At 71.3% G+C, this 463-nt stretch carries 1 protein-coding gene; it reads left to right on the forward strand.

From position 1 onward, the window contains the following. Positions 1-463: class I SAM-dependent methyltransferase (locus CWO91_RS42455; RefSeq protein ID WP_130221202.1), on the forward strand; the 463-nt coding region annotated here is incomplete at both ends.

A 463-nucleotide genomic window follows, 5' to 3' on the forward strand; every position in this document is an offset into this window, starting at 1 on the left:
GGCGCGGGGGGCCAAGTGCTGGGCGTGGACATATCCGAACCGCTGATCGCCCGAGCGCGCGCGCTTGCGCCAAGGGATACGCCGGCCCTGTTCCGGGTGGCCGACGCCAGCAGCGCCGAGCTGCCCGAGGGGGCGTTCGACATCCTGTTCTCGCGTTTCGGGGTGATGTTCTTCGACGATCCGACAGGGGCGTTCGCCCATATGCGCCGCGCGCTCAAGCCGGGCGGGCGGGCCGCTTTCGTCTGCTGGCGTGGCGCGGCCGAGAACGATTGGGTGCGCCTGCCGATGGGCGCGATCAAAGGCATCGTCCCGCCGACGGCGCTGCCCGATCCCGAAGCGCCCGGTCCATTCTCGTTCGGCGACCCGGGGCGGGTGGGTCGGATCCTGACGGCGGCCGGCTTCACCGATATCGCTATCGCGCCCTTCGATGCTTCCGTCCCGTTTGGCGAGGGCGCGACGCGGG

Source organism: Bradyrhizobium genosp. SA-3, assembly GCF_004212635.1.
Taxonomy (GTDB): domain Bacteria; phylum Pseudomonadota; class Alphaproteobacteria; order Rhizobiales; family Xanthobacteraceae; genus Bradyrhizobium.